Origin of the sequence: Okeania hirsuta (genome assembly GCF_003838195.1) — a bacterium.
GTDB classification, from domain to species: domain Bacteria; phylum Cyanobacteriota; class Cyanobacteriia; order Cyanobacteriales; family Microcoleaceae; genus Okeania; species Okeania hirsuta.
The window spans coordinates 1-7,720 of the sequence record NZ_RCBY01000291.1; the positions used below are offsets into that span (position 1 = coordinate 1).

Consider the following 7,720-nt stretch of genomic DNA (forward strand, 5'->3'; position numbering starts at 1 on the left):
GATGGGGAGATGGGGAGATGGGGAGATGGGGAGATGGGGAGATGGGGAGATGGGGCAAAAGGCCGTTTGCTTGCGCATACTCCCCAGGTGCTTGTACAGAGAAGTAAACATAAGAATAATTAACATTAACTGGGCTGCTATTAGCAAACACCTTAATGAGACTTGATATTAAGCCTTCCTGCCTCTTCCTTTTTCCTTCTTCCTTGTGCTAGAATAGCTTGATTTTTATTTTTTCAACTTACGAATTTTTTTGAGTGTTGAAGCTCGAGTTGCTAACCGGATTAACTTATAAGGAGATGTGCGACTACCAACTGTAATTCGAGAAATGCGGAACTTATTTTTCAGATAATTTACTTTCAAAAAATTATCATCATAAATAAATCCAGTTAGATGATATTTAGGTAACTTTTTTTCCACCTTTGTATTGATGGCACCATAGGGATAAGCAATATGAGCAGCGACAATTTTATTCCTATCTAAATCATTAGTACATTTTCTCAAAGCTAACTTCGCAAAATATAGTTCTACTTCTAATTCCTTGGAGCTAATTTTTGTTAAATTTTTATGAGTAAATCCATGAGATTGAATATCATAAAAATCTTTCTGATATCCTTCTATTAAATTTTGACAACTAAGATGTGGTAAATCTTTTCCATTATTAACTCCCAGAGTTTTAGGATTAATAAACAGAACAAATCTTACTTTTTCACCATATTTTTCTTCCATCCTTTCTAAGATGGGCATTCCATTTTTATGCACTCCTTCATAGCCATCATCAAAAGTAAGCATTACAGGTTTTTGACCTATATGTTTACTTGGTATAGGTTGAGATTTATTAATAAAATATACGAATAAATCTTGAGAGGATAAAAACCAGTAATTTTTCTGTACTAAATACTCTACAAACTTTTCTAAATCTTGCTTAGTATAATCCATACCATAAAGAGGGCGATATGGTGGTAAATCAGCTTTATTCTGTAAATCAATAATGTCATGGAAACCAAAAATCGGAATTTTGACAGTCGGAGATTTAATAGCTGCAGCAGTCAAACCTAAACTGACGATAAATATTAGTGAAAGGTATACAAGTTTACTTATCCACTTTGGTAAAAAATTAATTAAAAAGCAATTTTTGTACAAATGTATAATAGTTAAATTTAACTTCTCTACAGTGGAAAATAAAGATTGAGTTACATTCCTACTTAGTAGCTTAATCTGATCTTGAATCCATTTTTGATTAATCATATCTTTCCCTAATATTCAATCGCAAATCTGTGAATTATTGCTAGTTATTGATGATACTATCACTATTTTTTCCTGACTAATATAAAAAATTTATTTTGTTTCGTAGGAGTGGACGATCGCCACTTAACTTCTTGAAGAAGGAAAAAGGAAAAAGGAAAAAGTGGATGGGGACTCAAACCCCAACCAATTGTAAACACCGTCTATACGGCGGTTTATTCAACTTAAAAGAAAAAGATAAACAATCCCCCCTGATAAATTGAGGCATTATTTTCCTGAATTAGTATCAAGGTGAATGAAATTTACATCTATAAGAGTTAAATTTGTGTAATACTATTCAATCAAAAAATGCTAAGGCTGAGAAAGTGGGAAATTATTATTACTTGTATAGTTGTGTAGATAGATTTTCCTCAATATCAAAAATCTGAAATTCTCAGTGATATAATGGCTGTAGTCTGATAAGTTAAGAAAAATTAAGCATATTCTCAAGCAGGAGGTGAGTCCCGTGTTTAAGCAAGATCATCAAAATCTGAAAGTAGTTAAACTAGAGGAAGGAATATTGGTTCATACTCAACTCAGAAGCGCTTATATTCCTGCATTGCGTTCTGGGTTTGCCGGATACCCAGTTAATCCTCGTTGGAGTGGAGTCAAATATTATGCTTGGAAGACAGGAAAACAATGGCGACAGGCGCTTTTGAATGGAGAGATGGTAGTGCGTTTGAGTGATTCAATGTTGGTATCTATTGATCAAATTAAAGACTTAGAAGAAAAGTCTTATGTGGTATGGTGGGACTACCAAAAATCATTGCCCAAGAGTAATTGGGAATTTGAATGCCCTGTCTTTCAGGGATGAAAAACTACTTATACTACATCTGTTTTAAAGTCTGTTAGTAATCAAGGGAGGCAACAAGGAGTATGAATAATTTATAAATTTCTTTTACTTATAGAACTTACGCAAAAACATTACATAAATTTAGTTAAACTATAGTGCTATACTAAATACAATGTTCATAACTAAAAAATGCAATGCGTAAGTTCTAACTTATATATATATGTTACCTAATAATTAAGGTTTAAAGTATCTGATTGACTGCGCCACGGACTGTCGCCCTACAAGCACCAAACAAGAAAAATTTTTCCTTTTCATCAATCCTCATTCTTTTCAAGTAAAGGTCATTGTTAATAATTAATTAGGGCTTGCTGATTAAATATAAAAGCATTGACATATAAAGACAAGTGCCTTTTTGGGAACGAAAAAAGTGCGCCTGTTTCAGTCTAAAACGCTCAAAAAGTTAGTATTTTAGGCGCATAGTTGGGCAGAAAAATCATTCTTACAATTCTTACTCCTACTCCTACTTCCTCGCTCATTCCCATTTCTCCTGTCTCCTGTCTCCTGTCTCCTGTCTCCTACCCCTACTAAAATACTTTTCAGCAAACCCTAATTATTAATTTTTGAAGTAGTCTGATAACAATTCCTAAAAATCATCCCATGGTTATTGAATACTTCAGTTATTAAGTAATAAGTCACGTTCAGTAATGTTTTTAGCAATTATTTGTATGAAGTAAATATATCTGATTCGTTATTTACCTACTCCCTACTCTTTGCTTTCAAGAAAATGTAACAAAAATGCGTGATATTTGGTCTTAGACTAATATGGTTCACAGCGAGAATATATTAAAAACAATAAAACCAACTGTACCGAAACAGATAAATCGACTAGGCCATCTAGCCAACCTTAAATTTAGTAGGTGGTGTAAATATTCTATATATTGTTTCCAGGTAACTTTACTTTCCCCTTCTAAACGTTCATTAAATACATACCCCACTTCTCCCACCCAACAAATACTGCCTCGGCCCAAAACTTCAATCAAAATTTTGTACCCTACTGGCCTAAGAATTTTTTCTGCGATCGCCTTTCGGCGGACCATAAAATAGCCACTCATGGGATCTGAGACTCTCCCTACGACTCCAGGTAAAATAATTAATCCCAAAACTTGAGCGCCACGAGACAATAATCTTCTAATAATATTCCACTCACTGACACCTCCTTCCTCAAAGTGACGACTAGCCACTGCTAAGTCAGCACCTTGCTCCATTTTTATCAATAGTTTTAAGAGAGTTTCTGGAGGATGTTGTAAGTCTGCATCTATTACTCCCAATATTTCTCCTTTTGCTACTTGCCAACCACGAATGACTGCAGTGGAAAGTCCTCTTTCTTTTTCCCTACGCATTACCTGGAGTTGAGGATATTCTGGTGTCATATTCTGAGCCGTCTCCCAAGTTAAGTCGGGACTATTGTCATCTACCACAATTAATTCATAAGCATCGGGAATTTGAGTATCTAGTAACTGAGTTAGTCTTTGAACAATCTTTGGGATATTTTGACTTTCTTGAAATGTGGGAATAACCAGAGAAAGTTTGATTTCTGGACTATCTGGTTTTATCGTATTTTTTACTACAGCAGGAACTTGTAATAAACCTGTTGGTACTGTTAGTAATGAATTTGGTTTAGTTGCACTCATTATCAATTTTCTCTATCTGAGGTATTAGTTAATTGTGGGTTTAACAGAAATCAGAATATAGTCAGGTTTATATTTACAGCAGATTCAGTAGTATATGAGGTGCAAATTTTAAAGATCCAATGCGGGCATCTTGCCCACCATGGTAGGGCATCTTACCCACCACAGATGTACCTCACTGATATGAAATATGCTGTATATCAAGTTGCCAATTATTACTTACTGTACTTTATTAATTTAATTTGCCAGTGTATATCTTTCTTTAGCTATTAATGCAATATTGAGACTATTTTTAATTTCAAAAAAATATAATATTTGAATGCAGGTAAAATATCTCATTCACAATTATTGCTAAGACTTATGAAATAGTTGTTTGCGTAGCACTCCGCAGGAAAAACCAAAGAATATGAATAATTTTATGTCCTAAGTATAGCTACATTTTTTGATACATTATATTTTCTTTTTCATGTTGTCTATTCCCTATAATTTTAAATTTTGTACTTAATCCAAGAAATAAACGCTATCAAGTATTTACTAATATTTTTTACTCTTAAATATCTATGAATAATAATTATCATCAACTAACTTAATTTTACGAATTTGAAGAAAGTCAAATATCTGATTAATTTGATGTTGTTCTTCATCTGTTATGTTTTTACCACATAATATTGCCGAAGTAAGTTGTAGGTGTTCCCGGCGACTAAGTTTGCCTGATGTAATAACTCGGTTCACCATTTGATTAATTGTCACATTTGGTTTATTTTGCTCACTCCATAACATAATCTTTGATATCCTCTATATAACTTTTGATATTGATTATATGTTCAGTAATATACCCGATCAAAGTAGTCTCAGAAATAAATATTACCTTTGTTCTCATTCCTAAGTTATTTTAATAGTTAAGAGGGCAATAATATCCCTAAGTGAAAATTTTGTATATAAAACATTAATTTAGTTTCTATGAAGATTTATCGACTGCCAGCACTTTCAGACAACTATATCTTTTTACTACATGACCCAAATCAAAAGATTGCGGCTGTAGTCGATCCAGCAGAAGTTAGGCCAGTGACCGAAAAACTAGAATCATTGGGTGCTCAGTTGGTAGCTATTTTCAACACTCACCACCATTCAGACCATGTAGGAGCTAATCAAAAGTTAATTCAGAAGTTTCCTCAACTCACAGTGTATGCCGGAGTTGAAGACCGAGGTAGAATTCCTGGACAAAAGGTATTTTTACAGGAAGGCGATCGAGTCCAATTTTCTGACCGAGAAGGAGAGATTTTATTTGTACCTGGTCATACAAGTGGCCATATTGCTTATTACTTTCCTCCTCTAGTTGCTGGAGAACCGGGGGAATTATTTTGTGGTGATACTTTATTTGCTGGTGGTTGTGGCCGCTTATTTGAAGGAACACCAGCCCAGATGGTACAGTCTTTGAGCAAATTGCGTAATTTGCCTGACAGGACACGAATATGGTGTGCCCATGAGTACACTTTGAAGAATTTGCAGTTTGCTATAACAGTCGATGAGCAAAATTTGGACCTACAAGCTCGTTTAGCTGAAGTTAAGGCAGCACGCAGTCGGAATGAGGCTACTGTGCCATCAATGATTGGTGTAGAAAAATGCACAAATCCTTTTCTGCGTTGGGATCAACCTAATCTACAGTTAGCGGTTAAAAGCCAAGATCCAGTACAAACTTTTGCCCGTTTACGAGGAAAGAAAGACCAATTTTAAAAATGCTACAAATATAGCGCTGCGCGCAGGCAACAGGCAATAGGCAACAGCTCCGGAAGGGGGAATAAAAAGCTGTTTGCGCAAGCATTCCGTAGGAATCATATAAGACTTTATAGCTATTGGACACTTCCTGCAATTTGTAAATATCCCAGCGCACATTGCTATACTTCCAGTTTCGCCAAGAGTCAGGAGGAATAGTCTTTAAGTATTTCTTGGGGTTTGCCGTTTAACCCTGTAGTGGTCGATCCACTTGCGTTCAACTAAGCTTTCAGGCTTTTGAGTAAGTTTGAGTAAGTTTAGTTGAGCGGTAAATATCTCTTGATTCACTCAAATTATTTGTAATATTCTTTTTTCGCACTTGTTATTACTTATAGACATCTCCAAAAATCAAAAATCAAATCAATTATTTCTCCCTGTTCCCTGTTCCCTCTTTTCTGTTCCCTCTTTTCTGGAGATGTCTAATAATTTTTGTCAGCCTTAGCATTTTTTGTACTTTTAATCTGTATAAATTAATCATATTTTTGGTATAAAATAAGTATCAAAGGTGACTGGCTTTGGCTCTAAAATGCTTACTCCTTTAGTTTTCAAATCTCAAGCTCCCTGAGAAAACATTTATTAAGTAAAATGTTAAAAAGTGTAAAGAGTGTTAAGATAAAATCTATAATAAGAAATTAATTTAGAAAAATGCTAAATCCAAGACTGCCCGAAGCAAATTTACTTAAAGCAGTACTGAAACCCTTGTTAGAGGATTTTCAGTATTGGTTTGAGCGTTCCCGTCAGTTATTGGAGAGAGAAAAAATTCCTTTTCTTAGTAGCACTGAACAATTCGACCTACTTAACAGAGTTAAGCAAGCTCAACAGGAAGTGAGTACAGCACAAACTCTTTTTAATGCAACTGAAGGTCAAGTTGGGGTAGAAACTACAGTGCTTATGCCCTGGCATCACTTACTAACGGAATGCTGGCAAGTTTCAATGCGATTTCGCAAAGAACAATCTAGATAGAATTGCTCATTACGCTCAAACTTAAGTATCAAGCAATAAATTAAAAAATAAAATTTAGTTAACTTTTAAATATAACAGTTTTGGAATTTATAACTATTAATTTACGCTAAAAGCACTATCTTCTCTGGAAATTGATGATGACTGACCCAGATAATTTATGGGGATAAAACTCATCCAGAGTTAAGTAGATATAAAATAAGAAAAACTGTTTAAACTTTTTTAAAATTTGCTGAGTGCCTATATGGCCCTGGAGAAAACCATGTTACATTTGCTTTATATCCTAGCCTTTACTACTGTTGCCGTTTTGGCTGTTCGTAATTTAATCCGTAGTCTATTAACTGTGGGCCTTGAGTCTCAATCTTTACCCTCAAACCGAGAATGGTCTTCTGGTGATTCTTATTCTAAGTCTCGTAGAATTCCACATCCGGAACTATTAGATGAATCTGGGAATTTTATTGATGAACCTTTGTTGGTGATGCGTTCCGTTAATGTACAAGAAGCTCGTCAACAGTTGGATGCTATTTATAATTCTGAGCTTGGATCTAGTAGTGAAACTAGAGAGGAGAAGGATAAATAAAGACGACAACAAATAATGTAAGATTTGTAAAAATTACCGAAAAATTGGGTTTAAAGCCTCGCCCTTGTAGGGCGACTTTTTATTTGATTTGTAAGTCAATTGAATATATGATATAGTGTTATTAGTTGCCGGGGGGCACTCGGAAACTCTAAACGGACGTGGAGGGAAGCGTTAGACTACCGCCAAGGAAGCAGCACCCTGTGAAGCGTCAACCCGCCGAGGAGCTACGGCTCAGTAGGAATTCCCGTGCCTTTAGGCCGGGGAGGATGTCAAAAGATATACATAAAAAGTCTAAAGTCCTTAATTCTCTAATTATCAGGTATTTTCTGTACAATCAAATTCATAATTGCTGTAGCAGAAAATTGATAAAAACTTAAAAACTTGCTATTGCTTTGTTTCAAAAAAACTGATAATAGCAAGTTATTTTTATAACTTTAAAATGCCAAATATTTGAGATAAAATAATTTATACTTATACTAAATACCCGGCTATAAATCAGGGATCAGACAAAACTAAAGAATAAAAGCCTCTGCAGTGTTCACACTAACAATGTATATTTAATATTAGTAGTGCAGTAGGGTAAAGATTAACCGCCAGATGACCATCCCTAAGTCCGTATTGGCAGAACTGGTGCAAGAGATTCCG

7 protein-coding genes and 1 pseudogene are annotated in these 7,720 nt (G+C 34.8%); 4 read left to right on the top strand and 4 right to left on the bottom strand.

What is annotated here, in order from left to right:
- Positions 1-225: 225 nt before the first annotated feature.
- Positions 226-1,245, bottom strand: coding sequence for a polysaccharide deacetylase family protein (locus D5R40_RS28265; protein WP_124143710.1), 1,020 nt, complete (start codon positions 1,243-1,245; stop codon positions 226-228).
- Positions 1,246-1,747: 502 nt separating this feature from the next.
- Between D5R40_RS28265 and D5R40_RS28270 the strand changes: the two genes are divergently transcribed.
- Positions 1,748-2,095: a hypothetical protein gene (locus D5R40_RS28270; protein WP_192901056.1), complete on the top strand. Its 348-nt coding sequence runs from the start codon at positions 1,748-1,750 to the stop codon at positions 2,093-2,095.
- A gap of 447 nt (positions 2,096-2,542) precedes the next feature.
- Here the strand turns inward: D5R40_RS28270 and D5R40_RS41545 are convergent, their stop codons facing one another.
- The 3 genes and pseudogenes from D5R40_RS41545 to D5R40_RS28280 form a co-directional block, all read right to left on the bottom strand.
- Positions 2,543-2,677, bottom strand: a complete 135-nt coding sequence (locus D5R40_RS41545) for a hypothetical protein (protein ID WP_282433672.1) — start codon at positions 2,675-2,677, stop codon at positions 2,543-2,545.
- Positions 2,678-2,928: 251 nt separating this feature from the next.
- Positions 2,929-3,765 (bottom strand): annotated as a pseudogene (locus tag D5R40_RS28275) (polyprenol monophosphomannose synthase); the annotation flags it as partial.
- A gap of 555 nt (positions 3,766-4,320) precedes the next feature.
- The gene (locus tag D5R40_RS28280; RefSeq protein WP_124143708.1) at positions 4,321-4,542 is read right to left on the bottom strand and encodes a hypothetical protein; all 222 of its coding nucleotides are present in this window, start codon (positions 4,540-4,542) and stop codon (positions 4,321-4,323) included.
- 180 nt (positions 4,543-4,722) lie between these two features.
- Here D5R40_RS28280 and gloB point away from each other — a divergent pair, with 180 nt between their 5' ends.
- The 3 genes from gloB (at position 4,723) to D5R40_RS28295 (ending at position 7,075) form a co-directional block, all read left to right on the top strand.
- Positions 4,723-5,496 carry a hydroxyacylglutathione hydrolase gene (gene gloB / locus D5R40_RS28285; protein WP_124143707.1) on the top strand — a complete coding sequence of 258 codons (774 nt, stop codon included), beginning with the start codon at positions 4,723-4,725 and terminating at the stop codon, positions 5,494-5,496.
- 684 nt (positions 5,497-6,180) lie between these two features.
- Entirely contained in the window at positions 6,181-6,498 is a 318-nt protein-coding gene (locus D5R40_RS28290) for a DUF2605 domain-containing protein (RefSeq protein WP_124155545.1), read from the top strand.
- Positions 6,499-6,757: 259 nt separating this feature from the next.
- Positions 6,758-7,075: a DUF2973 domain-containing protein gene (locus D5R40_RS28295; RefSeq protein WP_124155546.1), complete on the top strand. Its 318-nt coding sequence runs from the start codon at positions 6,758-6,760 to the stop codon at positions 7,073-7,075.
- Positions 7,076-7,720 lie beyond the last annotated feature (645 nt).